This is a genomic window from Cryobacterium sp. TMT2-42-4 (assembly GCF_004402645.1).
In the GTDB taxonomy this organism is placed as follows: Bacteria; Actinomycetota; Actinomycetes; order Actinomycetales; family Microbacteriaceae; genus Cryobacterium; species Cryobacterium sandaracinum.
The window spans coordinates 104170-130752 of record NZ_SOFT01000027.1 but is presented as its reverse complement, the minus strand read 5'-3'; the positions used below and the strand labels follow the sequence as shown (position 1 = coordinate 130752).

Below are 26583 nucleotides of genomic sequence, written 5' to 3'. Positions count from 1 at the left end.
ACAATGTCACGTATTGGAAGACTTCCCATCCCGATTCCCGCGGATGTCACGGTCGCCACTGAAGGCCAGCGCGTCAACGTCAAGGGCCCGAAGGGCGAGCTCGCGCTCACCGTCGCGAACCCCATCGAGGTCAAGATCGAGGACGGCCACGTCGTCGTCACACGCCCGAACGACGAGCGCAACTCGCGTTCGCTGCACGGACTGACTCGCACGCTGATCGCAAACCAGATCATCGGGGTGACGGTGGGTTACACCAAGTCCCTCGAGATCGTCGGTACCGGTTACCGCGTCGCCCAGAAGGGCAGCTCGATCGAGTTCGCCCTCGGCTTCTCGCACCCGGTCCTCGTCGAGGCACCTGCCGGCATCACCCTCACCGTGGAGAGCGTCAACCGCCTCACGGTCGGTGGCATCGACAAGCAGGCTGTCGGCGAGGTCGCCGCCAACATCCGTAAGATTCGCAAGCCGGAGCCCTACAAGGGCAAGGGTGTGCGTTACGCCGGCGAGATTGTTCGCCGCAAGGCCGGAAAGAGTGGTAAGTAACCATGGGTCTAGGAACTAGAGGTAAGAGCAAGGCCGCTGCCCGCGGACGCAGGCACACACGTCTTCGCAAGAAGATCGAGGGGACCGCGCTTCGTCCGCGTCTCGTCGTGACCCGCTCGGCTCGCCACGTGTTCGTGCAGGTCGTCGATGACAGCAAGGGTTTCACCCTTGCTTCGGCGTCCACGCTCGAAGACGGTCTGCGCACCTTCGATGGTGACAAGACCGCCAAGGCCCGCAAGGTCGGCGAACTCGTCGCCGAGCGTGCGAAGGCCGCCGGCATCGACGCCGTCGTATTTGACCGTGGCGGAAGCAAGTACGCAGGACGCGTCGCTGCGATCGCCGATGGAGCTCGAGAGGGTGGATTGAACCTGTGAGCACTGAAACCGCTAACACAGCAACCAAGGAGACCGTGGTGGCCGCAGAGGCACCCGTCGAAACCGCTGCCTCAACGGCACCTGCCCAGAACGAGCCTCGTGAGGCTCGTCGTGGCGGTCGTGAGCGCAACCCGAACAAGGACCGCGGAAGCCGCGATGCCGACAAGAGCCAGTTCCTGGAGCGCGTCGTCACCATCAACCGCGTTTCCAAGGTGGTGAAGGGTGGTCGTCGCTTCAGCTTCACCGCTCTCGTCGTCGTTGGTGACGGAAACGGCCTCGTCGGCGTTGGATACGGCAAGGCCCGCGAGGTGCCGACCGCCATTTCCAAGGGCGTCGAAGAAGCGAAGAAGAACTTCTTCCGCGTTCCCCGCGTCGGTCTGACGATCCCGCACCCCGTGCAGGGTGAAGCCGCAGCCGGCGTCGTCCTGCTGCGTCCCGCCGCGGCCGGTACCGGCGTTATCGCCGGTGGCCCGGTGCGCGCCGTTCTCGAGTGCGCGGGCATCCACGATGTCCTCAGCAAGTCGCTCGGTTCGTCGAACACCATCAACATCGTTCACGCCACGGTCGAGGCCCTGCACCAGCTCGAAGAGCCGCGTGCGGTTGCGGCTCGTCGTGGCCTCGCGTACGAAGACGTCGCTCCGGCGCGCTTCCTGCGTGCCGACGCCGCAGCAGCTGCAGCTGCAGCGGCAGCAAAGGCAGGTGCCTGATGGCTCGCCTCAAAGTGACACAGATCAAGTCCAAAATTAGTGAGAAGCAGAACCAGCGCGACACGCTTCGCAGCCTGGGTCTCAAGCGCATTGGCGCAGTCACGATTCGCGAGGACAACTCGCAGAACCGTGGCTACGTCAACACCGTTGCTCACCTCGTAAAGGTCGAGGAGATTGACTAATGGCTGACGAGAAGGAAGCTGCCACGGCAGCCGCCAAGCCCGCCACTGCACAGAAGGCAGCCCCCAAGAAGACTGCCTCCGCCAAGGTCGCAGTGAAGGCTGCTCCGACCGAGAAGCGCGAGCAGGTTCTGAAGGTTCACCACCTTCGCCCCGCCCCCGGAGCCAAGAAGTCGCGCATGCGCGTCGGTCGTGGTGAAGGATCCAAGGGTAAGACCGCCGGCCGTGGAACCAAGGGCACGAAGGCGCGCTACAACGTGCGCATCGGGTTCGAGGGTGGCCAGATGCCACTGCACATGCGTACTCCGAAGCTGCGCGGGTTCAAGAACCCGTTCCGCGTCGAGTACCAGGTCGTCAACCTCGAGAAGCTCGCGGAGCTTTACCCGAACGGCGGCGATGTAACCATCGCCGATCTGGTCGCCAAGGGTGCCGTTCGCGACAACGAGAAGGTCAAGGTTCTCGGCAATGGTGACATTGCGGTTAAGCTGAACATTGCAGTGGATAAGGTCTCCGGCTCAGCAGAGCAGAAGATCGTCGCTGCGGGTGGCTCAATCAAGTAAGTCCGTAGACGCTGAGCGAGCTTGTCGAGGCCACCAATCGAAATCTTTCGATGCTGGTCTCGACAAGCTCGTTTTTCACGTTATTAACTGGAGGCATTGTGTTCAGCGCCATCGCGCGGATATTCCGCACACCCGACCTGCGCAGGAAAATCGGGTTCAGCCTGGGTATTGTTGCCCTGTTCCGACTGGGCTCGTTCATCCCTGCCCCCTTCGTCGACTTCGGAAACGTTCAATCGTGTCTGGCGGCGAACCAGGACGCCAGCGGCCTCTATGAGCTCGTCAACCTCTTCAGCGGGGGCGCCCTGCTGCAACTGTCGGTCTTCGCGCTCGGCATCATGCCGTACATCACGGCCTCGATCATCGTGCAGCTCCTGCGCGTGGTCATCCCACATTTTGAGACACTACACAAGGAAGGCGCGTCCGGACAGGGCACGCTCACCCAGTACACGCGGTACCTCACCATCGCCCTCGCGATCCTTCAGTCGACGACGCTGATCACGGTGGCCCGCAGCGGAGCACTCTACGGCACGTCCGCCAGCGCCGAGTGCTCGCAGCTGCTCACCAATGACGCCTGGTACGCCATCATGCTCATGGTCATCACCATGACCGCCGGCACCGGCCTGATCATGTGGATGGGTGAGCTCATCACCGAGCGCGGCATCGGCAACGGCATGTCACTGTTGATCTTCACCTCGATCGCAGCCCTCTTCCCGGGATCGCTCGCCTCCATCGGTCAGCAGAAGGGCCTCGACATCCTGATGATCGTGATCGCGGTCGGTCTGGTCGTGGTCGCCGCCGTGGTCTTCGTCGAGCAGTCCCAGCGTCGCATTCCGGTGCAGTACGCCAAACGGATGGTCGGACGCCGCACCTACGGCGGGAACAACACGTATATCCCGATCAAGGTGAACATGGCCGGCGTTGTGCCCGTCATTTTCGCGTCGTCACTGCTGTACCTGCCGGCCCTGATCGCGCAGTTCAACCAGCCGGCGGCCGGACAGGCGCCGGCGGCGTGGGTCACCTGGGTCACCAACAACCTCACGCAGGGCAACGATCCGCTCTACATGGCGCTGTACTTCCTCCTCATCGTCGGATTCACCTACTTCTATGTAGCGATCACCTTTAACCCCGAAGAGGTCGCCGACAACATGAAGAAGTACGGCGGATTCATCCCGGGCATCCGTGCCGGTCGTCCGACCGCCGAGTACCTGGACTTCGTTCTCACCCGGGTGACGCTGCCCGGTGCCCTGTACCTGGGCCTGATCGCCCTGCTGCCGCTGATCGCGTTCTCCGCGATCGGAGCCGACCAGAACTTCCCGTTCGGTGGCGCCAGCATCCTGATCGTGGTCGGTGTCGGACTCGAGACGGTCAAACAGATCGACGCACAACTCCAGCAGCGCCACTACGAAGGGCTTCTCCGATGACCCGTTTGCTGCTGATCGGCCCGCCCGGCGCGGGCAAGGGAACCCAGGCCGAGCGCCTGTCCGATGCCTTCGACGTTCCGGCCATCTCCACCGGTGACATCTTCCGCTTCAACGTGAAGAACGACACCGAACTGGGTCTTCAAGTCAAGGCGTTCATGGATGCCGGCGCGTACGTGCCCGATTCCCTCACCAACGCGATCGTGTCCGATCGGTTGCAGCAGCCCGACGCCACCGGGGGATTCCTGCTGGACGGCTACCCGCGCACGCAGGAACAGGTTCTGGAACTGGACCGGATACTGGAGGCCGACGGTGACGCACTCGACGCCGTCGTGCTGATCGTCGCCGACACCGAAGAGGTCGTCGCCCGACTCCTCAAACGTGCCGCCGAGCAGGGGCGTGCGGACGACACCGCCGACGTCATCCGGCACCGCCTCTCCGTCTACGAGGAGCAGACGTCTCCTCTGATCGACGTTTACTCCTCCCGCGGTCTCGTGGTCACGGTCGACGGCCTCGGCGCCGTCGACGAGGTGACCGGGCGCATCCTTGCGGCACTGACCGAGCGCGGACTCTCCGTGCCCGTCACCAGCGCGCCTGTCACCAGCGTTCCCGTCACCAGCGGAGACGCAGCCAGCGCCTCCTAACCCGGTCGTGCACGCCCAGCGTGCGCGTCCTCAGCAGTTTGCAGAGATCTTCACCATGAGCCTTCGACGATCCATCTACAAGTCGCCGGCGCAGATGCGGTTGATGATCGCGCCCGGACTGGCCACGGCCGCATCCCTGGATGCGGCCCGGGCGGCCATCCGGGTCGGTGGGACCACCCTCGAGCTCGACGCGGCCGCCGAGGCGGCCATCGTGGCTCGGGGCGGCCTGCCGAACTTCAAGCTGGAGCAGGGCTACCACCACACGGTCTGCGCCTCTGTCAACGAGGATGTCGTGCATGGCATCCCGGGGGCTCGCGTGCTCGCCGCCGGCGACATCGTGTCGATCGACAGCGGCGCCATCATCGACGGCTGGAACGGCGACGCGGCCTTCTCCTTCGTGATTCCGGACCCGGCCCGGCCCGAGGTCGTCGCCGAGCGCGAGAAACTGTCGCACGTCACGGAGCAGTCGCTGTGGCACGGGATCGCCCGGCTCGCGGTGGCGCGTCACCTCAACGAGGTCGGCGATGCCATCGAAGACTACGTCGAGTCTCAGGGGGACTACGGAATCCTCACCGACTATGTCGGTCACGGCATCGGCCGGTCCATGCATGAGGCCCCGCCCGTGTTCAACTATCGCGTGCGCCAGAAGGGTCCGGACGTGAAGCCTGGTCTCGTGATCGCGATCGAGCCCATGGTCGTCATGGGATCCATCGAGACGTTCGTGCGCGACGACGACTGGACCGTCGCCACCAGCGACGGCCTGGCCGCCGCGCACTGGGAGCACAGCGTGGCCGTGCACAAGGACGGCATCTGGGTGCTCACCGCCGCCGACGGCGGCGCTGCGGGGCTGGCCCCGCTCGGCATCACGCCCGTCCCGCTCCCGTAGCCGCACACGGCCCGAACCAGCCGCACACGGAACGTCGGATCTCACCGCACTGCGTGGACGCCGTTCCGCATGCGAAATGCCGTGCCCGATGCCAAACCAATTCGACGGAAATTTTGGGTCAAACACCCGTTTTCGTGCCCGAAAGCGGTGTTTTGGGCAGAATCTCCGTCGAATTCGTTCGGGGTGAGTCGTCCCCGGGCTCCGGAATCGTACGAGACGGCGGTTGCAGCGGGCATCCACCCCGCGCTGCGGTCAACTTCTCGCCTGTCCGAGACATGGACCAATCGCCACTCACCCGCCACCCGCGATCGCCCCTCACCCGCGGCAATCGGAACCCGCTCCCGTAGCCGCACACGGCCCGAACCAGCCGCACTCGGGGGAGGGGATCTGGTCTCTTCGGGACTCCGGAGGCGGGAGGATGGTGGAGAGGACAAACCGTCCGTCTCGGCTCAGGGAAAGAGCGATTCCATGAAGATTCTCATCGTCTGCGGTGCTGGCGCCTCCAGTGCCTTTGTCGCACATCGGGTTCGGCACACGGCCGCGGCCCGCGGTCTGGATGTCCACGTCTTCGCGGGGAGCGAATCGGATCTGCCGGCCTCCCTCGGCCCGGTCGACGTGCTTCTGGTGGGTCCCCACCTGGCACCTCGGTTTGAGAAGATCCGCCTTCAGGCCGTGCACGCCGGGGTCGGCATCGCCCTGCTGGAGGAGACCGTCTTCGCCTCGCAGAACGGCGACGAAGCGCTCGATGCCGCGATCTATGCCTACAAGACGCGTGACTGGGCCGAAACGAAAAAGTAGCTGACCGGTGGCCTACTGGTCCATCAGGTGCACGAGCTCGTCGATGAAGGATGCGAAGTCCACCGACCGCTTGACCAGCCGTTGCACGTCGGCCCGGTCCGAGAAGACCTCCACGAACTGGTCGAAGACGGTCTGGAAGCTCTTGCGCCCGGCGGCGCTGAAGGCGACCATCGCCACCACGTTGACCCGGTTCTCGCCCCACGCCATGGGCGTGTCGTTGATCACGACGGCGATCGAGGTACGGATTGCCGTCATCGACATCGAGTGCGGCACCGCCACGTTGTCCGTGAACGCCGTCGACGACATGAGCTCGCGCTCGATCGCGCCGTCGATGTAGCTCTGGTCGATATCGCCGTGTGCGATCATCCGTTCGCCGAGAGCGCGGATCATCGCGGTCTCGTCAGCGGCGTGGAAGTTGTGCGCGAACAGAGACTCGTCGAAGAACTGCAGCAGCTCGTCCTTGAGGTCGGCGCGACGGCGAAGTCGACGGATGCGGCTCGCGGCCTTCCGCACACGGTCGATGTCGGCCTCGGTCAGGAACGGCTGGATCACGATGACGGACTCGGCCGGCGACTGCGGTTCGATGGTGGTGAGCACGAGTTTCGCATCCAGGGCCTTCCAGTCGACGTCGCTGCGGGTGACCACCGACACAACTTCGAGCTCGTCACCGAGGACCCGCTCGATCCGTTCGCGCAGCAGCACGTGCATGTCGTAATAGTTCGGGCAGATCAGGGCGCACGTGACCAGGTCCTCGCGCCGGGACTGTTGCTGAAGGTGGGCACCGACGTGCATCGCGATGTACGCGATCTCATCGTCGTTGATCACGATCTGCTCTTGCCGCTGCAACTGGCTGGCGATGTAGACGGCGACCTCATAGATCATCGGGTACGACGTCTTGATCGACCGGGTGAGCGGGTTGTGCGAGTACGAGCGGTCGGTCGCCCGGTTGATCAGGTTGCGCACGTGCAGCGTGAGCCGCACGATGAAGTTCTCCTCCGCGAGGTCCAGCAGGAACTCGTCCCCGGCCTGGCCGACGATCCGGCGCACGGCGTCGAGATCTTCGGGGCGGACGAAGCTCTCGATCAGAACCTGCGCCGGCTGGTCCTGCCCGGGGGTGATCACCCGGGTCTTGAGCAGGAGTGCGATGTAGTCGAGGTCACCGGCACCCAGTTCGACGTGGAAGTGGCGCACGATCAGCCCGGAGAGGGCGAGGGTCATCGCATCGGGGGAGCCGACGGATGCCGCGGTCTCGGCCACCACGGGGGAGGTGCGCCTCGTGACCCGGTCGATGGCGATGGCGACATGGAGTAGAACGTCGTTGGTGCCGTACTCGTTGACGAAATACCCCTGCGAGTCGAGCATCGCGATCAGATCCGTCTTGAACTCTCCGAGGCTCTCGGAGGCGAACTCGCGCTGAATCGCCTCGAGTTCGAGCAGACCGCGCGAACTCTCCTCGCGGAACAGCCGGCTGAGCAGCCGCCGCCGGTCGGTCTCGGAGCCGGCGAGCGTGACCACGCTGCCGTGGCGGGTGAGCGTGAGCCCGGTGTCGGGCAGTAGCTGCCGCACCTTGGTCAGGTCGGAGTCGATCGTGGAGTCACTGACGAACAGCTCGGCGGACAGAGCGTAGACGTCGAGCCCCTCGTGGGACTCCGTGAGGCGGCGCACCAAAGCGTAAAGGCGATCCGTCGGGGTCTCGGCTTCGTCCGAGTGTATGCGCCCCCTGGCGCGGTACACGGCGAACGCCTCGAGGTCCAGCCGGTACCCGGCCGGACCCGACTCGATGATCTCGAGCGGCCCGGCAGCCAGTTTCAGGTTCGTGACGTAGCTGCGCACGGTCCGGGGCGTGACGCCCAGGAGGTCGGCAAGCTCGCCGGCGGTGACCCAGGCCGGTGTCTGCGACAGAAAATCCAGCATCCGTGTCTGTTTGTCGCTCATCGCATGAAACTCCCAAGTAAAAAGTAAGTCTCCCACGCCGCTCCCGGCCGGATAACTGCCACGAGATTTCCGGGGGTGCGGAAAAGTCTCTGGTGGCCCCGCAAGACCGTCTTGATCAGACTTGAATCAGTCGCAACGTGACGGGGCAACTCCTCATCGCATCCCTACGAAAGGCAGAGAAATGACGACGACGTCAGCTACCAAGACCAAGAGCGGAGGAACCCGTGTGCACGTTCAGCGCTTTGGCACCTTCCTCAGCGGAATGGTCATGCCCAACATCCCTGCATTCATTGCGTGGGGATTGATCACCGCATTCTTCATTCCGACCGGTTGGACCCCGAACGCGACCTTGGAAACGCTCGTCGGACCGATGATCGTGTACTTACTGCCGCTTCTGATCGCCAACACCGGTGGCCGGATGGTCTACGGAACGCGTGGTGCGGTCATCGCCTCGATCGCGACCATGGGTGTCATCGTGGGCAGCGAGATCCCGATGTTCATCGGCGCCATGATCGTCGGCCCGGGATCCGCGTACCTGCTGAAGAAGCTTGACAGCCTCTGGGCCGGCAAGATCAAGCCCGGGTTCGAGATGTTGGTCGACAACTTCGCGTCCGGCATCCTCGGCATGATCCTCGCGCTGGGTGCGTTCTTCGGAATCGCCCCGCTCGTGACCGGGATCAGCAATTTCCTCGAGATGATCGTCGACTGGCTCGTCTCCAACAGCCTGCTGCCCATCGCCAGCATCTTCATCGAGCCCGGCAAGATCCTGTTCCTCAACAACGCTATCAACCATGGCGTGCTCACGCCGATCGGTGTGCAGCAGGTTGCGGAAAACGGCCAGTCGGTGCTGTTCTTGCTCGAGGCGAACCCCGGCCCCGGCTTGGGCATCCTGCTCGCGTTCTCCTTCTTCGGAGTCGGCATCGCACGGGCCAGCGCACCGGGCGCCATCATCATCCACTTCTTCGGCGGCATCCACGAGATCTACTTCCCGTACGTGCTGATGAAGCCGGCACTGCTCCTCGCCGCAGTCGGCGGCGGCATGACCGGTGTCGCCATCAACGTGGCCTTCGCAACCGGCCTGCGCGCCCCTGCCTCACCCGGCAGCATCATCGCCATCCTGATCCAGACCGCCCCGGGCAGCTACGTCGGCGTCATCCTCTCCGTCATCGGCGCCGCCACGGTGTCATTCCTGATCGCAGCCGTCATCCTCCGTGCCAGCCGCAAGCGCGACCTGACCGCCGGCGACACCGGTGACATGGCCGAGGCCATCGCCAAGACCGAAGCAAACAAGGGCAAGGCCAGTACCATCCTCGGCGGCCTCGGAGCCTCCGGCACTTCGGTCACTACCGCTCGCCGTGTGAAGACCATCATCTTCGCGTGCGACGCCGGAATGGGCTCCAGCGCCATGGGCGCTTCGGTGCTGCGCAACAAGATCAAGAAGGCCGGTCTCGACGGAATCACCGTGACCAACCAGGCGATCGCGAACCTCGACGGCACGGCCGATCTGGTCATCACGCATCAGGACCTGACCGCCCGGGCCCAGTCGAAGTCTCCTGACTCGACGCATGTCTCGGTCGAGAATTTCATGAACAGCCCGAAATACGATGATGTCGTCGCCCTGATTCAGGGCCAGGCGGCCGAGGAGGTAGCGCGATGACCGACCGCATTCTGGAACTGGGCAACGTCGTGGCCGCGGGGGCGGCCACCACGAAGCAGGGCGCCATCCGTGAGGCCGGCGCCCTGCTCGTCACCGCAGGCGCCGTGCGCGAAGACTACGTCGACTCGATGTTCGACCGCGAAGCCAGCGTGTCGACCTACATGGGAAATTTCCTGGCGATCCCGCACGGGACCAACGACGCCAAGGAGTCGATCGTCCGGTCGGCTCTGTCGCTCGTGCGTTACGCCGAACCGATCGATTGGAACGGCCAGCAGGTGCGTTTCGCCGTCGGGATCGCGGGGCTCAACAATGAGCACCTCGAAATCCTGCAGAAGATCGCGATCGTCTTCTCGGACGAGGACGAAGTGCAGAAATTGATTGACGCCGTCACAGCAGAGGACATCTTCATGCTCCTCGAGGAGGTAAACGCAGAATGAAGGCCATTCACTTCGGTGCAGGGAACATCGGCCGCGGATTTGTCGGCCTCCTGCTTCACGATGCCGGATACGAGGTTGTCTTCGCCGATGTGAATGTCTCCCTGATAGACGCTTTGCAGGCTGCCGGCAGCTACGCCGTGCACGAGGCAGGGGACGTGTCGACCACCCGCGTGGTCGACACTTTCCGGGCCATCAACAGCGTCACGGATGAGGCCGCACTGATCGACGAGATCGCGACGGCCGATATCGTCACCACCGCGGTCGGCCCCACCGTCCTCCGCTTCGTGGCTCCGGTCATCGCGGCCGGACTGGGGCGGCGGTCGGCCGATTTGCCGCCCCTGGCCGTGATGGCGTGCGAGAACGCCATCAACGCCACGGATGTCCTCGCCGAACAGGTCTGGGCCAACGTGCCGGAGCCGCAACGAGCGGCTGTGGCCGAGCGCGTCGTCTTCGCCAACACGGCAGTCGACCGCATCGTGCCCGGCCAGGCCGAGGGTGCCGGCATCGACGTAACCGTCGAGGCCTTCTACGAGTGGGTTATCGAGCAGGGCGCCTTCAACGGCGCCGTGCCGGTCATCCCGGGTGCCACTTTCGTCGACAATCTCGCGCCCTACATCGAGCGCAAGCTGTTCACGGTGAATACCGGACACGCGACCGTCGCCTATCTCGGCGGTGTTGCCGGGGCTTCCAAGATCTCCGACGCGCTCCTGGTGCCGGCGGTGCTGGACGGCGTCCGAGCGGTGCTCGAGGAAACCTCGGCCCTGCTCGTGGCCAAGCACGGCCTCGACGTGGACGCCCAGCGCGCCTACCGGGAGAAGATCCTGGTGCGCTTCGCCAACCCGTCCCTGCCCGACACGGTAGAGCGCGTCGGCCGCCAGCCGCTGCGTAAGCTCAGCCGCCACGAACGGTTCATCGGCCCTGCCGCCGAGATCGCCGAACACGGCACCCGCCCGGTCGCGCTGCTCGCAGCCGTCGAAGCCGCACTCCGGTTCGACGTCGCCGACGATGAGCAGAGCGCCCTGCTGCAACGGATGCTGCGCGCCGAGACGGCCGAATCGTTCACCGCGTCGGTGTGTGGCCTGGACGCCGCGCATCCGCTGTTCGCCGACGTGGTCCTGGTCGTGGCCGCGGTGCAGAAGGCCCTCTGAGCGGAGAATCCCGCGAGGGATTATAGGGAAGAATTGCCAAAAGGCAACTCCGTACCATAGAGTAAATCCTTGGTGTCTTGCGCGCACGTATGCGGCGTACCAGTGCACCACAATCCACGCACGACCAGCAATCAATACCCTAGCGATAGTGAGTTATGGCCAAAAAAGACGGTGTCATCGAAATCGAGGGCGCGGTAGTCGAAGCTCTTCCCAACGCGATGTTTCGCGTCGAGTTGAGCAACGGCCACAAAGTTCTTGCCCACATTTCAGGCAAGATGCGTCAGCACTACATCCGTATCCTCCCGGAGGATCGCGTGATCGTGGAGCTGAGCCCGTACGACCTGACTCGCGGCCGGATCGTTTACCGCTACAAGTAGAGAGTGCTGTAAGTAACGGCCCGAGGCGTTCCTGGGGTACGAAGACAGCGAATACAAGGACACACCATGAAGGTCAAGCCCAGCGTCAAGAAGATCTGCGACAAGTGCAAGGTCATCCGCCGTAATGGCAACGTGATGGTCATCTGCGAGAACCCTCGTCACAAGCAGCGTCAGGGCTGATCTCGACAGGCTCGATCACGGTCGAGTCGGACGAGATGCAACTGAATACAGAAAATAGCAGTGCCGGGAACCCTTCGGGGGGACACCATCGGTTGGAGGCCGATGAACAGGCACTGTCACAGACCTCCACTCATATACAGGAGAAGCCACAATGGCACGTCTAGCCGGCGTTGATATTCCCCGCGATAAGCGCGTGGAAGTTGCACTGACTTACATCTTTGGTGTTGGCCGCACGAGGGCACTCAAGACCCTCGCCGACACTGAAATCGATGGAAACATCCGAGTCAAGGACCTGAGTGACGAGCAGCTCGTCGCCCTCCGTGACTACATCGAAGGAACCTTCAAGGTTGAGGGTGACCTCCGCCGTGAGGTTGCCGCTGACATCCGCCGCAAGGTCGAGATCGGCAGCTACGAGGGCATCCGCCACCGCAAGGGCCTGCCCGTTCGCGGCCAGCGCACCAAGACCAACGCTCGCACCCGCAAGGGCCCGAAGCGCACCGTAGCCGGCAAGAAGAAGGCGCGCTAGGCCTCGGCCTGGCCCGTCTCGCCTTTAGGACTCAGGAGAAATTCATGGCAGCACCAAAGTCGGCCGTTCGGAAGCCGCGCAAGAAAGAAAAGAAGAACGTCGCTGTGGGCCAGGCCCACATCAAGAGCACCTTCAACAACACCATCGTCTCGATCACTGACACCACCGGTGCGGTCATCAGCTGGGCGTCCTCGGGTGGAGTCGGCTTCAAGGGTTCGCGCAAGTCGACCCCGTTCGCCGCACAGCTGGCTGCCGAGTCGGCTGCCCGCCAGGCGCAGGAGCACGGCATGAAGAAGGTTGACGTCTTCGTCAAGGGACCGGGATCGGGCCGCGAGACCGCGATCCGTTCGCTCCAGGCCGCCGGCCTCGAGGTCGGTTCGATCAACGACGTCACCCCCCAGGCGCACAACGGATGCCGTCCGCCCAAGCGTCGTCGCGTCTAACCAACCGGCATCTCGCCATCGGCCGGGCCCGTCACAAGACGGGCCCGGCTGTGGCGGGTCGTGGGGCATCACCCCTCCCTCGTTCGACGATGTGCTCGATTGTCGGGCTTGTCGAGAGACACACAACTCAAAACCTCGCCACGCAAGTGTCATATAGCGGACACTTAGCCGAAAGGAATCAACAGTGCTTATTGCACAGCGCCCCACGCTCACCGAAGAGAACATCTCGGAGTTCCGATCCAGGTTCGTCATCGAACCTCTTGAGCCTGGTTTCGGTTACACCCTCGGCAACTCGATGCGCCGCACCCTCCTGTCATCGATCCCCGGAGCCGCTGTCACCAGCATCCGGATCGACGGTGTGCTGCACGAGTTCAGCACCGTTCCCGGTGTCAAGGAAGACGTCACCGAGATCATCCTCAACATCAAGGGCCTCGTCATCTCCAGCGAGCACGACGAGCCCATCACCGCGTACCTACGCAAGCAGGGTGCCGGCCAGGTCACGGCCGCCGACATCTCGGCTCCGGCCGGTGTCGAGGTGCACAACCCCGAGCTGGTCATCGCCACGCTGAACGACAAGGCCAAGTTCGAACTCGAACTGACCATCGAACGCGGCCGCGGCTACGTGTCGGCCACCCAGAACCGCAACGAGTACTCCGAGGCCGGCCAGATTCCGGTCGACTCGATCTACTCGCCCGTGCTCAAGGTGACCTACCGCGTCGAGGCAACTCGTGCCGGTGAGCGCACCGACTTCGACCGCCTCGTCGTCGACGTGGAGACCAAGTCGGCGATTTCGCCTCGCGACGCCATCGCATCCGCCGGTCGCACGCTGACCGAGCTGTTCGGTCTGGCCCGTGAGCTGAACACCGCCGCCGAGGGCATCGAAATCGGCCCGGCGCCGGTCGATGCCGTGCTGTCGACCGAGCTGTCGATTCCGATCGAAGACCTCGATCTGTCGGTGCGCTCGTACAACTGCCTCAAGCGCGAGGGCATCAACAACGTCAGCGAACTGGTCGCCCTCTCGGAGACCCAGCTGATGAACATCCGCAACTTCGGACAGAAGTCGGTGGATGAGGTCAAGGACAAGCTCGTTGAGCTCGGCCTGTCCCTGAAGGACTCGGTGCCCGGATTCGACGGCGCCCACTTCTACAGCGGCTACGACGAAGAAACCATCTAAAGCAGTCGTTCAGACTGACTTTCGACTTTGATACTGGAGATAACCAATGCCTACGCCCACTAAGGGAGCCCGCCTCGGAGGCGGACCGGCCCACGAGCGCCTCATGCTCGCCAACCTGGCCGCATCCCTATTCACCCACAAGTCCATCAAGACGACCGAGACGCGCGCCAAGCGCCTGCGTCCGGTCGCCGAGCGACTGATCACCTTCGCAAAGAAGGGTGACCTGCACGCCCGTCGTCGCGTGCTTGCCACCATCGGCGACAAGACCGTCGTGCATGAGCTCTTCACCGAGATCGCACCTCAGGTTGCCCTTCGCGAGGGTGGTTACACCCGCATAACGAAGCTCGGCTTCCGCAAGGGCGACAACGCTTCGATGGTGCAGATGGAGCTCGTTCTCGAGCCCGTCACCCCGAAGGTCAAGCGCTCCTCCGCCAAGGCTGCTTCCAAGCCCGCCGCGGCAGCGCCCGTTGCCGAGGCTCCGGCCGAGGTCGTCGTCGAGGATGCTGCTGACGAAGCTGACGTCGTCGAGGATGATGTCGCTGCCGCTGAGGAATCCAAGTAGGCACTCTGTGCTGTATCGACTCAGCTGAATCGCTGTGTTGAATTGAGAGGGGCCCGACTTCGGTCGGGCCCCTCTCTTTGTGCCCCGGCGACGGGCTAGCGCCCTCGCGGGGCCCCGGCTACGATCTACGCCATGGAACGCCTGACCGGAACCCAAAATCAGGGTCCGCGGCGCCGTGCGGCCCTGCCGCCCGACGCGCCGGGGCCCGCCCACCCTGAGATCGCCCGGTGGCGTCCGGCAACGGTGTCGGACGCCGACGACCTGTGGCAACTCACCCGAGCGGTCGGCAAGGCGGACCATCCGTACCACCTGACGACGCGGGAGGGCATCGAGCGGGACTTCGGTCTGTCGTACTTCCATCCGGAGCGGGATTCCCTGATCGGGTTCACCGCCGACGGCACCCTCGTGGCGATGGGGATGGTGATGGCGCCGCCGCGGCGCGAGACGCTGGCCCGCGCGATCCTGGTCGGCGGGGTTCACCCCGACTACCGCGGACGCGGAATCGGCCGCGAGCTGCTCGCGTGGCAGCTGGGCCGGGCCGAGCAGCAGCTCGCCACCGACGATCCCTCGGTTCCACGCTGGATCCTCGCGTACACCGAGGAGACCGCGTACCGCAGCATCCGTCTGTTCCGGCGCCTCGGCATGGAGTGCGCCCGGTACTTCCAGTCCCTCGAGCGGCGCCTCGACGAGCCGGTCCCCGAGATCGACCTTCCGGTTGACATTCGCGTCATCCAATTCACCACGGAGTTCTCTGCGGCCGTTCACGAAGCGCGCGACTCGTCGTTCCGGGATCACTGGGCCAGCCAACCGATGAGCGACGATGCCTGGGACTCCTTCGTGACGAGTCGCAAATTCCGCCCCGACCTCTCATACCTGGCCCTCGCGACCGGCCCCGACGGCACCCCGAAGGTCGTGGGCTTCACCCTGGCCACGGTCAACGAGGACGACTGGCTGAACCAGGGCTACACCGGCAGCCACGTCGACCTCGTCGGCGTCATCGACGGATGGCGGGGCAAACACATCGCGCGGAACCTGCTGGGCCTGCATCTGCGTGCCGCACGCGCCGAGGGTCTGGCCCGGGCGACCCTGGTCGTCGACTCCGAAAGTCCCACCGGCGCGCTGAACCTGTACCTCGGCATGGGTTTCACGCCCACCACCCGCAGTCTCGCCTTCACCATTGAGCTTTAGTCCCACCCGGGTCCCGCACCCGCCGACCCGGCCGACCCGGCAGACCCGGACTTTGTCACGGCAGCAGCGGCGGCCGGAGAGAGGGTGACCCGGCAGGGTCGGGCAGGCGATACGCCTCGAGGCCCGGCTGCGGCGGCGGCTGGGCCAGCCGTTCCAGAGCGGCCCGAATGACGTCGGCATAGATCCGACCGCCGGCCGGACCGGGATGGATGTTGTCGTTTGCGAGCACATCCGTGTGCGAGGCGATCGCCGTGCTCCAATCGGCCAGCTCGACCGCGCGGTGCCGGGCCGCGTACTCGGCCAGGCTGGCGTTCACCCCGGCCGTCCAGTCACGTTCGGCGAAGGCAGTGACCAGGATCAGCTCCCGGTCCGGACCGATCACCGCGCGGATGGCCGCCAGCTGACTCGAACGGATCGGCCCGTTGGTGCCGAGGCCCACGACGACCACCGGCCGGAGCGCGCCGGCCTCGGCTTGGGTGGCCAGGATGTCGGGGGCAGCCCCCATGCCCCGAGAGACGGTGGCATCGATCGCGATCCCCGGGAAGCCGGCCTGCAGCTCGGGGGCCGAGGCGAGCATCACCGAATCGCCCACGGCCGTGATCAGGTCCCCGGGCGCCGCGCGTTCGATGGCGCTGGCGGCCGGCCGGGACGCGCGCCGTGCGTTCTGCACGGCCTGCCGCTGCGCAGCATCCAGTGCCTTCTGGCCGCGTTCGATCTCGCTCTGCGCGCTCGTCTGGGCGGGAGCGGTGAGCAGGGCCGCGATCGTGCCGGTCGCCAGGAACAGCGCGGCGGCGCCGAACAGGCCGAACCAGACGAGCCTGCCGGGCGTGCGGATCGTGCGCGCGCCGCTCGTGCTCTGCCGTAGGCGACGGATGCTGCCGCGCACGCCCTTCGTGCGCACGGGAAGTTCCAGCCAGCGGTACGACGCACCGGCCGCCAGCAGCGTCAGCGCGCCCGCCAGCACCCCGACTCCGATGCTCGTCAGCACGGTCGGTGATGCGGCGGCCGCCGGCCACGCCCCCTGAGCGAGCACAAGCACCGGCCAGTGCCACAGATAGATGCCGTAGGAGCGTTCACCCAGGTAGCGCAGCGGCGCGGTGTCCAGCGCCGGGCCGAAGCCGGGCCCGCGCACGGCCGCCCAGATCACGACCGCGGTCAGCAGGCTCACCAGCATCAGTCCGCCTCGATAGGTCGCCAGGCCGGTGTCGGGCAGGGCGAACGCCGCCGCCAGCACCCCGGCCAGGGCGAGCCGACCCAGCCACGGCCGCCAGCGGTCGCGCAGGGCGGCGAGGCGGGGTGCCGTGTCGCCCGGGAGGCCCGAACGGCGCAGCAGTAGCGCGAGCGCGGCACCCGTGAAGAGCCCGAAGCTGTGCGTGTCCGAGCCGTAGTACACCCGGGTGGGGTCGGCGGGGTCGTACAGTAGCCCCATCCAGACGGCAGAGGCCAGGGCCAGGCCGGCGACGAGTGCCAGGCGGAGCCGGCCGCTCCTCACCAGCAGCAGGCCGAGGAGAGCGAACGGCCAGATCAGGTAGAACTGCTCCTCCACCGCCAGCGACCACAGATTGCGGAACAGTTCCGGCGCCGTGGCGCTGAAATAGCTCGCCGACCCGGCGATCGACACCCAGTTGTAGCCGAAGGTGATCGCGCCGAGCAGCTGCCAGCCGAGGCCCACCAGCACGTCGCCGCCGATCAGCCAGGCGGCAGTGCACAGGATCAGCACCAGCGGGACCAGTGGCGGCACCAGGCGCAGCGCCCGCCGTTTCCAGAAACGACCGAGCGCGATCCGCGCGGTTTCGTCTCGTTCGGTGATGAGGAGGCCCGTGATCAGGAACCCGCTGATCACGAAGAAGACGTCGACCCCGATGAATCCGCCGGGAAGGACCGCGGGGAAGAAGTGGAACACCACGACCAGAACCACGGCGATACCACGCAGGCCGTCGAGACCGGCCAGGCGTTTGGTGGGCACGTTCACGGAGTACGGATGAGCGTCAGAGGGCGGGGGCGGCAAATTTTCATGACAGGTGGGGACCGAAGCCCGGGTTCTACGATAACCCGGACCGGACCGTACACTTACCTCCGTGATTCTTCCCCCGGCGCCCGACGAGACCCAAGCAGCGGGCACCACCCGGATCAGGCTCGACATCGCCTATGACGGCACCGGCATGAGCGGCTGGGCGACGCAGCCGGGCCTCCGCACCGTGCAGGGTCAGATCGAGGCCGGGCTGGCCGGCATCCTGCACAGCCACCCGCCGACCCCGATCCTGACCGTGGCCGGGAGAACGGATGCCGGTGTGCACGCGACCGGGCAGGTCGCCCACTTCGATCTGAACCCCGACCAGGCCGACGGCCTCGTGCGCATCTCCCGCGGCAAGGGGCGGCCCCCGACACCCCTGGCGGTCATGGTGCAGCGGCGGCTCAGCGGCATCCTCGTCACCCAGCCCGAGATCGTGATCACATCCTCCGTGCTCGCCCCGCCCGGGTTCGACGCCCGGTTCTCCGCGCTGTACCGGCGCTACGAGTACCGGATCGCCGACTCCGTCGTCGGGCACGACCCGCTGCAGCGGTTCCGTACCACCTGGCACGGCTTCGCCCTCGACGTGGACGCCATGGACGCGGCTGCCGCGACGCTGATCGGCCTGCACGATTTCGCCACCTACTGCAAGCCGCGGCCCGGGGCCACCACGATCCGCACCCTGCAGGAGTTCCGCTGGTACCGCGATCCGGATGGTGTGCTCGTCGCATCCGTTCAGGCTGACGCCTTCTGCCACAGTATGGTGCGCGCGCTGGTCGGGGCTTGCGTCGCGGTGGGGGAGGGGCGGCTGTCCGGGGACCGTCTGGTCGACCTCCGAATCGAGCGGGCCCGCACCAGCGAGTTCAAGGTGATGCCCGCCCAGGGTCTCACGCTGCTTCAGGTCGGCTATCCGGCCGACGAACTGCTCGCCCTGCGGGCCCGCGAAACCCGCGCGCGCCGGGAGCTCATCGACGACACCGAGTGATGGTTGAATTGCGCTGCCGGGCCGACGGCGTTAGAGTTACTCCTTGGTGTCTGTGCGTTGCAGCCAGACACACGAACGTGAGCCCTCCATCGATCGTGTTCCCTCTCTGGGAACACACCCGGAGCGGGATTCACGAACACCTCCGTTCGAACAAGAAAGCAGCTCAATAGTGACGCGCACTTACACTCCCAAGGCAAGCGAAGTCCAGCACGACTGGGTCGTCATCGACGCCACAGACATCGTGCTCGGTCGTCTTGCCAGCCACGCCGCAATTCTCCTTCGCGGGAAGCACAAGGCAACGTTCTCTCCCCACATGGATATGGGCGACTTCGTCATCATCGTCAACGCCGAGAAGATTGCCCTCACCGGCAAGAAGCTCGACCTGAAGATGGCGTACCGCCACTCCGGTTACCCGGGCGGCCTCACGGCCACCAACTACTCGGAGATGCTCGAGAAGCACCCGACCCGTGCGGTTGAGAAGGCCATCCGTGGCATGCTGCCGAAGAACACGCTCGGCCGCGCCCAGCTGGCCAAGCTCAAGGTCTACGCCGGCCCGGAGCACCCGCACGCTGCGCAGCAGCCGAAGCCGTACACCCTCGCCCAGGTCGCTCAGTAGCGCCGGCCTCCAGACTTTTCGACTCTAAGAAAAAAGGATTCACACCATCGTGGCGAAAATCGCAGATCAGATTGACCAGGCTCCGGAGAGCTACTCGACCGAGACTCCGACCGAGACTGTAACCAAGGCGCCCCGCGCCATCCTCAACGTACCCGGCGCAGCCGTCGGACGCCGCAAGCAGGCCATCGCCCGCGTGCGCATCGTCCCCGGCTCCGGCACGATCACCGTCAACGGCCGCGAATTCGGGGACTACTTCCCGAACAAGCTGCACCAGCAGCTCATCAACGACCCGTTCAAGGTGCTCGACCTCATCGGCAGCTACGACGTCATCGCCCGCATCACCGGTGGTGGCCCCTCCGGCCAGGCCGGTGCCCTGCGCCTCGGTATCGCTCGTTCACTGAACCAGATCGACGAAGAGAACAACCGCGCCATCCTCAAGAAGGCCGGCTTCCTCAACCGTGACGCTCGCGTCAAGGAGCGCAAGAAGGCCGGACTCAAGAAGGCCCGTAAGGCTCCTCAGTTCTCCAAGCGTTAAGTCGATTGGCACCGTAGAAAAAATGCCTCGACTATTTGGCACGGACGGCGTCCGGGGTCTGGCCAACCGTGATCTCACGGCTGGCCTGGCTCTGGCCCTCGCCCAGGCCAGTGCGGCGGTCCTCACGCAGGGCCGCCGCGCGGAGTTGCGTCGCGCAGAGGGCCGTCGGCCCGTCGCGGTGCTCGCCCGGGATCCTCGGATCTCCGGTGAATTCATTTCGGCCGCGGTCGCGGCCGGCCTGGCGAGCTCCGGTGTGGACGTGCTCGACGCGGGCGTCATTCCGACTCCAGCCGCGGCTTTCTTGATCGCCGATATCGGCGCAGATTTCGGCGTGATGATTTCCGCCTCGCACAACCCCGCTCCCGACAACGGCATCAAGTTCTTTGCCTTCGGGGGAACCAAGCTTCCCGACGACGTCGAGGACCGCATCGAAGAGCATCTGTCGCTCGACATGCTCACGCCGATCGGCGGAGACGTCGGTCGCATCAGCCGCTTCGCGGACGCCGAGGACCGCTATGTCGTGCACCTGCTCGGAACGCTGCCGCACCGCCTGGACGGCATCCACGTCGTGCTCGACTGCGCGCACGGTGCCGCCGCCGGCGTATCGCCGCAGGTCTTCACGGATGCCGGTGCCACGCTCACGGTCATCGGCGCCGACCCCGACGGCAACAACATCAACGACGGGGTGGGCTCCACCCACCTCGACAACCTCTCCCGTGCCGTCCTCGAGGCCGGTGCGGACGTCGGAATCGCCCACGACGGCGACGCGGACCGGTGCCTGGCCGTCGACCGCGACGGCAACGTCGTCGACGGTGACCAGATCATGGCGATCCTCGCTGTCTCCATGGCCGAGCGCGGGGTTCTGAAGGACCGCACGCTCGTGGCCACGGTGATGAGCAACCTCGGTTTGCGTAAGGCCATGGCGGCCAACGACATCCGCATGATCGAGGCCAAGGTCGGCGACCGATACGTGCTCGAAGAACTCAACGTCGACGGGCTGTCCCTCGGCGGCGAACAATCCGGTCATGTGATCATGACCAAGTTCGCCACGACCGGTGACGGCATCCTGACCGGGTTGCACCTGGTCGCCGAAATGGCACGCACCGGCAAGACCCTCGCAGAGCTCGCCTCGGTGATGACGGTCTACCCGCAGATCCTGGTCAACGTGCGCGGCATCGACCATCACGGGCTGAAATCGAACGAGGTCATCGCGGAGGCTATCCGCGCCGCTGAGGCCGAGCTCGGGGACACCGGACGGGTGCTGCTGCGCCCGTCGGGCACCGAGCCCATGGTGCGCGTCATGGTCGAAGCGGCCGATCAGGGCACCGCCGACCGGCTCGCGAACGAGCTGGCCGACATCGTGCGCCTGCAGCTCGCCCTCTAGAGAGTTCTCGCCGCGGCCGCACCCGGGGCCGCGGCCGCACCCGGGGCCGCACCCTCGTTCTCGGCCGCGGGCCCCGCACTCTCGTTTTCGGCCGCGCCCCGCGCGCCCGCTCTGCCCCGCACCCCTGACGAATTCGACGGAGATTTTGCCCGAATCGTTCCGAAACAGCCAGAGAAACCGGCTTTTCGCCAAAATCTCCGTCGAATTGGTTCACAGCCGGAGTGCCCGGACGTCGAGGATGCCCGTGCGGTGACACACGGCGGAGCACACTGTGCGGTGGCACACGGCGGGTCACACCTTACGCAGCAGCACCTTGGAGACGGAGTGGTTCGGATCCTTGCGCAGCACGAGGGTCGCCCGAGAGCGGGTCGGACGGATGTTTCGCAGCAGGTTCGGTTCGTTGATCTCGGTCCAGATTTCCCGGGCGCGGCTCCGCGCCTCGGCCTCGGTCATACTCGCGTACCGGTGGAAGTACGACTTCGGATTGCTGAATGCGCCGCGCTGCAGCTTGAGAAAACGCTCCTCGTACCAGCGGGCGATGTCCTGCGTGCGGGCGTCCACGTATACGGTGAAGTCGAAGAGGTCGCTGACGGCGAGGCCATGGCCGGGTCCGGGCGGCTGCAGCACGTTGAGGCCCTCGACGATCAGAATGTCCGGCTGCCGCACCACGATCTGGGCGTCGGGCACGATGTCATAGCTGAGGTGTGAGTAGAACGGCGACCGCACCTCGGCGGCACCGCTCTTGACCGCGGCCACGAAGCGCAGCAGGGCCCGCCGGTCGTAAGACTCCGGGAACCCTTTTCGGTCCATCAGGCCCCGGCGGGTGAGTTCGGCGTTAGGCAGCAGGAAACCGTCGGTGGTCACCAGTTCGACCCGCGGGGTGTCCTCCCAGCGGGCCAGCAGCTCCCTCAGCAAGCGGGCGATGGTGGACTTGCCCACCGCGACCGATCCGGCGACCCCGATCACGAATGGCGTGCGCTGGGCGCGCTCCCCGAGGAAGTCGCTCGTGGCGCGGTGCAGCTGCCGTGCACCGGCGGCGTAGAGGTTGAGCAGGCGGCTGAGCGGCAGGTAGACATCCGTCACCTCATTGAGGTCGAGCGGCTCACCCAGCCCCCGCAACTGCACGATCTCCGTCTCCCGCAGCGGAAGCCGGGTGGTTGGCGCGAGGGCGGCCCAGTCAGCCCGGTCCAGTTCGACGAAAGGAGTGCTGTGGCCGTTGTTCCAGGGACTCGCAACCGGATCGGACATTTCACCGAGCTTACTCGGACTAATATCGCAGTCATGTGTGGAATCGTTGGATACGTCGGAGATAACAAGAGCGTTCAGGTCCTGATGGGAGGTCTGCGGCGACTCGAGTACCGGGGGTACGACTCCGCGGGGATCGCTGTCATCGACAGCGAAGGTACTCTCAATACCGCTAAGCGGGCGGGCAAACTGGCCGTTCTTGCCGCCGAGCTCGAGGCGAACCCGATTAATAATGGGAACACCGGTATCGGACACACTCGGTGGGCCACCCACGGGGCGCCGAATGACGTGAATGCGCACCCGCACCTGGGTGACAACGGCAAGCTGGCCCTTATCCACAACGGAATTATTGAAAACTTCTCCGTGCTCAAGGACGAACTCCTCGCGGAGGGATTCACCTTCGAGAGTGAGACCGACACCGAGGTCGCCGCGATCCTGCTCGGCCGGGAATACCAGCGCGTCGGCGACCTGGGCGAAGCGTTCCGGGCTGTCGTCTCCCGCCTCGACGGGGCCTTCACCCTGCTCGCCGTCCACCAAGACCAGCCCGGCATCGTCGTCGGCGCCCGCCGCAACTCACCACTCGTGATCGGCCTGGGCGACGGAGAGAACTTCCTCGGCTCCGACGTCGCCGCTTTCGTCGAGTACACCCGCCGCGCGGTCGCCATCGGCCAGGACCAGATCGTCACGATCACGCCGGACCTCGTCACCGTCACCGACTTCGACGGCAACGCCGTCGAAGTCGAAGAGTTCGACATCGCCTGGGATGCCTCCGCGTCCGAGAAGGGCGGCTGGTCCAGCTTCATGGCCAAGGAAGTCTCCGAGCAGCCGGATGCCGTGCGCAACACCCTGCGCGGGCGCATCCATGAGGGCCAGGCCGTCGTTCCCGAGCTGACCGAATTCGGCGACGACGTGCTCGCCGGCATCCGTCGCATCGTGGTCGTCGCCTGCGGCACCGCAGCGAACGCCGGCTACGTCGCCAAGTACGCCATCGAGAAGTGGACCCGGGTTCCGGTCGACATCGAACTCAGCCACGAGTTCCGTTACCGCGACCCGGTGCTGAACCCTGAGACCCTGGTCATCTCGATCAGCCAGTCCGGCGAAACCATGGACACGCTGATGGCGGTCAAGTTCGCCCGGGAAGCGGGCGCGAAGGCCATCTCGATCTGCAACACGCAGGGTGCCACCATCCCCCGCGAGTCGGACGCCGTCATCTACACCCACGCCGGCCCGGAGGTCGCCGTGGCCTCGACGAAGGGCTTCACCGCCCAGATCGCCGCCCTCTACCTCTTCGGCCTGCACCTGGCCCGGGTGCGCGGCAGCCTCAGCGAAGCAGAGTGCGCCGTGCAGATCGCCGAGCTCCAGGCCATCCCGGACAAGCTGGCGACCACGCTGCTGCAGGAGTCGACCGTGCACGAGCTGGCCACCTGGATGGCCGACACGCGCGCCGTGCTGTTCCTCGGCCGCCACGTGGGTTTCCCGATCGCGCTCGAGGGTGCGCTCAAGCTCAAGGAGCTCGCGTACATCCACGCGGAGGGCTTCGCCGCCGGTGAGCTCAAGCACGGCCCGATCGCGCTGATCGAGCCCGGCCAGCCCGTCTTCGTCATCGTGCCGAGCCCACGCGGCTCCGCCCACCTGCACCCCAAGGTGGTCTCGAACATCCAGGAGATCCGGGCCCGCGGCGCGCGCATCATCGCGATCGCCGAAGAAGGGGATGTCGCGGTGCTGCCGTTCGCGGACACCGTCATCCGCATCCCGCTGGCCTCGCCGCTGTTCGAACCGCTCCTCGCGGTCGTACCGCTGCAGATTTTCGCCATGGAGCTCGCCACGGTGAAGGGCCTCGACGTCGACCAGCCGCGCAACCTGGCGAAGTCCGTCACGGTCGAGTAGCGCCAGTCCTCGAGTCGGAGTAGCCGGAGGGTGCAGCACAGGGTGCAAGGGTTGGCCGGATGATCCGGGGCATTGGGGTCGACATCGTCGACCTCGCTCGCTTCGAACGGCAGGTCTTGCGCACGCCTGGGCTCATTCCCCGGCTCTTCACGGAAGCCGAGCGCGGGTTGCCGATGCACTCCTTGGCCGCGCGCTTCGCGGCCAAGGAGGCACTGATCAAAGCGCTCGGCGACAGTGCCGGCGCCAGCTGGCAGGAGATGGACGTCGTGACCGACGCGCACGGCAACCCAGGATTCGTGCTTCACGGGGCTGCCGCGGCGGCACTGACGGCCCGCGGCATCGACACGGTGCACTTGACCATGACCCACGACGCCGGGGTGGCCTGTGCGTTCGTGGTCGCGGAGGGCGGGGCATGACCGGATACCGCGAGGCCGTCGTCGACCTGGGCGCGGTCTACGCCAACGTCGCGCACCTCAGGCAGGTGGCCGGCACCCCGCACCTGATGGCCGTCGTCAAGGCGAACGCCTACGGTCATGGGGCAGTGCCGGTCGCCCGTACCGCGCTCGCCGCGGGCGCAGACTGGCTCGGGGTGGCCGACGTCGACGAGGCGCTCGAGCTGCGGGCCGCCGGCATCGACGCGCCCGTCCTGGCCTGGCTGCACGATCCGGATGCCGACTTCACCGTCGCCATCACCCGGAACATCACCCTCGGGTTGTCCTCGGCGCGGCAGCTGCGCCAGGTCGCCGAGGCCGCTGCCGCTCTCGGTCGCGTGGCCGAGGTCCACCTCAAGCTCGAGACCGGGCTCAACCGCAACGGCGTGAACGAACCGGACTGGGCCGAGACGTTCGCTCTGGCGGCCCAGCTCGAGCGGGCCGGCCGCCTGACCGTGACCGGTATTTTCAGCCACCTGTCGAATGCGTCCCCGGTCGACGACGCCGAGGCGATCGAGCGCTTCGAACGCGGTGTTGCTCTCGCCGCCGGCACCGGGCTGGCCCCGGCTCTGATCCACCTGGCGTCCACCGCGGCGGCGCTGCGCGTGCCGGCCGCCCGCTTCTCGATGGTGCGGGTGGGTATCGGCATCTACGGTCTGTCGCCGTTCGCGGACCAGACGTCGCAGGATTTGGGCCTCATCCCGGTGATGACGCTGCGGGGGCGCATCGCCGCCGTGCGCCGCGTGGCTGCGGGGGCCGGGGTGTCCTACGACTACCTGTGGCGGGCACCGGTCGACGGCTACCTCGCCCTCGTGCCACTCGGCTACGCGGACGGCGTGCCCCGCCAGGCCTCCGGAACCGCGTGGGTCGACATCTCTGGACGCTCGCATCCGCTGGTCGGGCGCATCGCGATGGATCAGTTCGTCGTCAGCGTCGGCCAGGAACGTGTGACGGTCGGCGACGAGGTCGTACTGTTCGGCAACCCGGAGACCGGTGTGCCGAGCGCGACCGACTGGGCCGACGCCGCCGGTACCATCAACTACGAGATCGTTACCCGGATCGGCCGCCGAGTTACCCGCAGCTACCGGAACGCGGTCGACGGCGCGGCGGGCGGCACCCGGCCCGGTGGCTGCGTTCGTCCCGGCGGCGGTTCGCGCTGATGCGCGCCGTCATCCCCGACGCCGACAGCATGCACGAGTTCGGCCGCGCGGTCGCGGGGCTGCTGCAGGCCGGCGACCTGATCGTGCTGACCGGGCCCCTCGGCGCCGGAAAGACGACCTTCACCCGCGGCCTGGGGGAGGGTCTGCAGGTGCGCGGCTCGGTCACCAGCCCCACCTTCGTACTGGCCCGCACCCACCCCAGCACGATCGGAGGACCCCCGCTCGTGCACGTCGACGCCTACCGGCTCGGAAGCGCCCTCGAGCTGGATGACCTCGACATCGATTTCGCCCGGTCGATCGTCGTGGTCGAGTGGGGTCGCGGGATGCTCAACGGTATCGCCGAATCCTGGCTCGATATCGAGATCGAACGGCCCGTCGGGGCCTCGCAGGCGGCCACATCCGTCGTCGCCGACGAGGCCGAGGTGCTCGACCTCGACGAGCCGCGCACGGTCACGGTCACACCGCACGGCCCCCGCTGGCCGAACGAATTCGACGGAGATTGCTTTCCGACAGGCCCATGACGGGCACGATTCGGCTCTAGAGCCCAAAATCTCCGTCGAATTCGTTCACGGCGGCCGACGAGCAGGCATCGGCGG

The 26583-nt window shown here is 66.0% G+C and carries 30 protein-coding genes; 27 read left to right on the top strand and 3 right to left on the bottom strand.

Annotation, left to right across the window (positions count from 1 at the left end; genetic code table 11):
* Window positions 1-3 precede the first annotated feature (3 nt).
* The 9 genes from rplF (at window position 4) to E3O18_RS09840 (ending at window position 6106) form a co-directional block, all read left to right on the top strand.
* Window positions 4-540 (top strand): 50S ribosomal protein L6, encoded by a 537-nt coding sequence (rplF, locus tag E3O18_RS09880; RefSeq protein WP_104100956.1) that lies wholly within the window; start codon window positions 4-6, stop codon window positions 538-540.
* 2 nt (window positions 541-542) lie between these two features.
* Window positions 543-914: a 50S ribosomal protein L18 gene (gene rplR, locus E3O18_RS09875; protein ID WP_104171761.1), complete on the top strand. Its 372-nt coding sequence runs from the start codon at window positions 543-545 to the stop codon at window positions 912-914.
* Window positions 915-949: 35 nt separating this feature from the next.
* Window positions 950-1621 carry a 30S ribosomal protein S5 gene (gene rpsE, locus E3O18_RS09870; RefSeq protein ID WP_104101028.1) on the top strand — a complete coding sequence of 224 codons (672 nt, stop codon included), beginning with the start codon at window positions 950-952 and terminating at the stop codon, window positions 1619-1621.
* Window positions 1621-1803 (top strand): 50S ribosomal protein L30, encoded by a 183-nt coding sequence (gene rpmD / locus E3O18_RS09865; protein ID WP_174235710.1) that lies wholly within the window; start codon window positions 1621-1623, stop codon window positions 1801-1803. The genes rpsE and rpmD overlap by 1 nt, the downstream gene beginning before the upstream one ends.
* The gene (rplO, locus tag E3O18_RS09860; RefSeq protein WP_134395128.1) at window positions 1803-2360 is read left to right on the top strand and encodes a 50S ribosomal protein L15; all 558 of its coding nucleotides are present in this window, start codon (window positions 1803-1805) and stop codon (window positions 2358-2360) included. Before rpmD ends, rplO begins: the two co-directional genes overlap by 1 nt.
* Window positions 2361-2458: 98 nt before the next feature.
* Entirely contained in the window at window positions 2459-3781 is a 1323-nt protein-coding gene (gene secY, locus E3O18_RS09855; protein ID WP_104171762.1) for a preprotein translocase subunit SecY, read from the top strand.
* Window positions 3778-4422 (top strand): adenylate kinase, encoded by a 645-nt coding sequence (locus E3O18_RS09850; RefSeq protein ID WP_174720119.1) that lies wholly within the window; start codon window positions 3778-3780, stop codon window positions 4420-4422. Before secY ends, E3O18_RS09850 begins: the two co-directional genes overlap by 4 nt.
* Before the next feature lie 55 nt (window positions 4423-4477).
* On the top strand, window positions 4478-5308 hold the full coding sequence (map, locus tag E3O18_RS09845; RefSeq protein ID WP_134395127.1) for a type I methionyl aminopeptidase: 831 nt from the start codon (window positions 4478-4480) through the stop codon (window positions 5306-5308).
* Between the two features lie 468 nt (window positions 5309-5776).
* Window positions 5777-6106 carry a PTS sugar transporter gene (locus E3O18_RS09840; RefSeq protein WP_104171764.1) on the top strand — a complete coding sequence of 110 codons (330 nt, stop codon included), beginning with the start codon at window positions 5777-5779 and terminating at the stop codon, window positions 6104-6106.
* A 12-nt stretch (window positions 6107-6118) separates the two neighbouring features.
* Here the strand turns inward: E3O18_RS09840 and E3O18_RS09835 are convergent, their stop codons facing one another.
* On the bottom strand, window positions 6119-8041 hold the full coding sequence (locus tag E3O18_RS09835) for a BglG family transcription antiterminator (protein ID WP_134395126.1): 1923 nt from the start codon (window positions 8039-8041) through the stop codon (window positions 6119-6121).
* Window positions 8042-8222: 181 nt separating this feature from the next.
* Here E3O18_RS09835 and E3O18_RS09830 point away from each other — a divergent pair, with 181 nt between their 5' ends.
* From E3O18_RS09830 to E3O18_RS09785, 10 genes are all read left to right on the top strand, one after another.
* Window positions 8223-9698: a PTS mannitol transporter subunit IICB gene (locus tag E3O18_RS09830; protein WP_134395125.1), complete on the top strand. Its 1476-nt coding sequence runs from the start codon at window positions 8223-8225 to the stop codon at window positions 9696-9698.
* Window positions 9695-10135 carry a PTS sugar transporter subunit IIA gene (locus E3O18_RS09825; RefSeq protein ID WP_134395124.1) on the top strand — a complete coding sequence of 147 codons (441 nt, stop codon included), beginning with the start codon at window positions 9695-9697 and terminating at the stop codon, window positions 10133-10135. Before E3O18_RS09830 ends, E3O18_RS09825 begins: the two co-directional genes overlap by 4 nt.
* Window positions 10132-11283 (top strand): mannitol-1-phosphate 5-dehydrogenase, encoded by a 1152-nt coding sequence (locus E3O18_RS09820; protein ID WP_134417997.1) that lies wholly within the window; start codon window positions 10132-10134, stop codon window positions 11281-11283. The genes E3O18_RS09825 and E3O18_RS09820 overlap by 4 nt, the downstream gene beginning before the upstream one ends.
* Window positions 11284-11438: 155 nt before the next feature.
* Window positions 11439-11660, top strand: a complete 222-nt coding sequence (gene infA / locus E3O18_RS09815) for a translation initiation factor IF-1 (protein WP_055965022.1) — start codon at window positions 11439-11441, stop codon at window positions 11658-11660.
* Window positions 11661-11726: 66 nt separating this feature from the next.
* Window positions 11727-11840, top strand: coding sequence for a 50S ribosomal protein L36 (gene rpmJ / locus E3O18_RS09810; RefSeq protein WP_035834639.1), 114 nt, complete (start codon window positions 11727-11729; stop codon window positions 11838-11840).
* A 151-nt stretch (window positions 11841-11991) separates the two neighbouring features.
* Window positions 11992-12366 (top strand): 30S ribosomal protein S13, encoded by a 375-nt coding sequence (gene rpsM, locus E3O18_RS09805; RefSeq protein ID WP_104100946.1) that lies wholly within the window; start codon window positions 11992-11994, stop codon window positions 12364-12366.
* A 44-nt stretch (window positions 12367-12410) separates the two neighbouring features.
* Window positions 12411-12809: a 30S ribosomal protein S11 gene (rpsK, locus tag E3O18_RS09800; protein WP_022883249.1), complete on the top strand. Its 399-nt coding sequence runs from the start codon at window positions 12411-12413 to the stop codon at window positions 12807-12809.
* 184 nt (window positions 12810-12993) lie between these two features.
* Window positions 12994-13983, top strand: coding sequence for a DNA-directed RNA polymerase subunit alpha (locus E3O18_RS09795; protein ID WP_134365630.1), 990 nt, complete (start codon window positions 12994-12996; stop codon window positions 13981-13983).
* Window positions 13984-14029: 46 nt separating this feature from the next.
* Window positions 14030-14545: a 50S ribosomal protein L17 gene (rplQ, locus tag E3O18_RS09790; RefSeq protein WP_134395122.1), complete on the top strand. Its 516-nt coding sequence runs from the start codon at window positions 14030-14032 to the stop codon at window positions 14543-14545.
* Between the two features lie 132 nt (window positions 14546-14677).
* The gene (locus E3O18_RS09785; protein WP_134417996.1) at window positions 14678-15733 is read left to right on the top strand and encodes a GNAT family N-acetyltransferase; all 1056 of its coding nucleotides are present in this window, start codon (window positions 14678-14680) and stop codon (window positions 15731-15733) included.
* A 55-nt stretch (window positions 15734-15788) separates the two neighbouring features.
* Here E3O18_RS09785 and E3O18_RS09780 read toward each other — a convergent pair whose 3' ends face one another.
* Window positions 15789-17699 (bottom strand): acyltransferase family protein, encoded by a 1911-nt coding sequence (locus tag E3O18_RS09780; RefSeq protein ID WP_241978167.1) that lies wholly within the window; start codon window positions 17697-17699, stop codon window positions 15789-15791.
* Window positions 17700-17895: 196 nt separating this feature from the next.
* Here E3O18_RS09780 and E3O18_RS09775 point away from each other — a divergent pair, with 196 nt between their 5' ends.
* From E3O18_RS09775 to glmM, 4 genes are all read left to right on the top strand, one after another.
* Window positions 17896-18729, top strand: a complete 834-nt coding sequence (locus tag E3O18_RS09775; protein WP_104171773.1) for a tRNA pseudouridine synthase A — start codon at window positions 17896-17898, stop codon at window positions 18727-18729.
* A 169-nt stretch (window positions 18730-18898) separates the two neighbouring features.
* Window positions 18899-19345, top strand: a complete 447-nt coding sequence (rplM, locus tag E3O18_RS09770) for a 50S ribosomal protein L13 (RefSeq protein ID WP_134363342.1) — start codon at window positions 18899-18901, stop codon at window positions 19343-19345.
* Window positions 19346-19394: 49 nt separating this feature from the next.
* Window positions 19395-19880: a 30S ribosomal protein S9 gene (gene rpsI / locus E3O18_RS09765; protein WP_104100939.1), complete on the top strand. Its 486-nt coding sequence runs from the start codon at window positions 19395-19397 to the stop codon at window positions 19878-19880.
* Between the two features lie 22 nt (window positions 19881-19902).
* On the top strand, window positions 19903-21264 hold the full coding sequence (gene glmM, locus E3O18_RS09760) for a phosphoglucosamine mutase (RefSeq protein WP_134395119.1): 1362 nt from the start codon (window positions 19903-19905) through the stop codon (window positions 21262-21264).
* Window positions 21265-21555: 291 nt separating this feature from the next.
* Here glmM and coaA read toward each other — a convergent pair whose 3' ends face one another.
* The gene (gene coaA, locus E3O18_RS09750) at window positions 21556-22512 is read right to left on the bottom strand and encodes a type I pantothenate kinase (RefSeq protein WP_134395117.1); all 957 of its coding nucleotides are present in this window, start codon (window positions 22510-22512) and stop codon (window positions 21556-21558) included.
* A 33-nt stretch (window positions 22513-22545) separates the two neighbouring features.
* Here coaA and glmS point away from each other — a divergent pair, with 33 nt between their 5' ends.
* From glmS to tsaE, 4 genes are read left to right on the top strand one after another with little or no spacing between them, the layout of a single operon-like run.
* Window positions 22546-24396, top strand: a complete 1851-nt coding sequence (gene glmS / locus E3O18_RS09745; RefSeq protein ID WP_134395116.1) for a glutamine--fructose-6-phosphate transaminase (isomerizing) — start codon at window positions 22546-22548, stop codon at window positions 24394-24396.
* Window positions 24397-24455: 59 nt separating this feature from the next.
* The gene (locus E3O18_RS09740; protein ID WP_134395115.1) at window positions 24456-24812 is read left to right on the top strand and encodes a holo-ACP synthase; all 357 of its coding nucleotides are present in this window, start codon (window positions 24456-24458) and stop codon (window positions 24810-24812) included.
* Window positions 24809-25987 (top strand): alanine racemase, encoded by a 1179-nt coding sequence (alr, locus tag E3O18_RS09735; RefSeq protein ID WP_134395114.1) that lies wholly within the window; start codon window positions 24809-24811, stop codon window positions 25985-25987. The genes E3O18_RS09740 and alr overlap by 4 nt, the downstream gene beginning before the upstream one ends.
* Window positions 25987-26508 carry a tRNA (adenosine(37)-N6)-threonylcarbamoyltransferase complex ATPase subunit type 1 TsaE gene (gene tsaE / locus E3O18_RS09730; RefSeq protein ID WP_134395113.1) on the top strand — a complete coding sequence of 174 codons (522 nt, stop codon included), beginning with the start codon at window positions 25987-25989 and terminating at the stop codon, window positions 26506-26508. Before alr ends, tsaE begins: the two co-directional genes overlap by 1 nt.
* The last annotated feature ends 75 nt before the right edge of the window (window positions 26509-26583 follow it).